2 protein-coding genes are annotated in these 605 nt (G+C 40.7%); both read left to right on the top strand.

Going from position 1 to position 605, the window contains the following annotated elements; all coding sequences use genetic code 11:
- The coding region (locus tag OKC40_RS22830) for a hypothetical protein (protein ID WP_270797064.1) at positions 1-254 on the top strand (254 nt) is incomplete at its 5' end.
- Positions 255-323: 69 nt separating this feature from the next.
- Entirely contained in the window at positions 324-566 is a 243-nt protein-coding gene (locus OKC40_RS22835) for a hypothetical protein (RefSeq protein ID WP_270797065.1), read from the top strand.
- Positions 567-605: the final 39 nt, after the last annotated feature.

A 605-nucleotide genomic window follows, 5' to 3' on the forward strand; every position in this document is an offset into this window, starting at 1 on the left:
GCCCGAGAAACCCGAGCCGGAGCAGAAAGAGGCTGCTTAAAACAGCTTTGCGCGACAACTATCTTGAAAAACGCCGGCTCTATGGGCTCTATGGGACAGCAACAATCAAGCCTCATGCTGCCGTGTATGGCGACAAGCGGGAGAGTTCGGCGTATCAACGTTCAGCACCATCCTTGACGATACAGAAAACCAGAAATTTCTGCGTTATTAGTAGGTTTACAAAAGCGCATACGTATGTCAATATTTTCTTGTGAAGATGTTAGTGTTGCTGACTAATCGCCGCACTATGGTTTATATCAATATAATAGAGAGGTGAAATTGCCATGAAAAGGATTCTTCTAATACTCATCTCTTTTATTATATCTGTCGATGTAACTGCAAAAGAGACCATACATTGGGCTCAGTATGACATTCCTCCACTTTATATAAAAGATGGCAGCTATTCAGGTAGAGGTGTGGTTGATGTTACTGACGCAATGATAAGAGCTGAATTACCTCAGTATAACCATGTAATAATATGGGCGAATATTGCAGGGCGAGATCGTGAACATTTTGTTAAAAATTAAAAATAGTTTTTTGCCTACAAAACAAATACTTATAGGCCT

Origin of the sequence: Aeromonas sp. QDB11, assembly GCF_027705265.1 — a bacterium.
GTDB classification, from domain to species: domain Bacteria; phylum Pseudomonadota; class Gammaproteobacteria; order Enterobacterales; family Aeromonadaceae; genus Aeromonas; species Aeromonas allosaccharophila.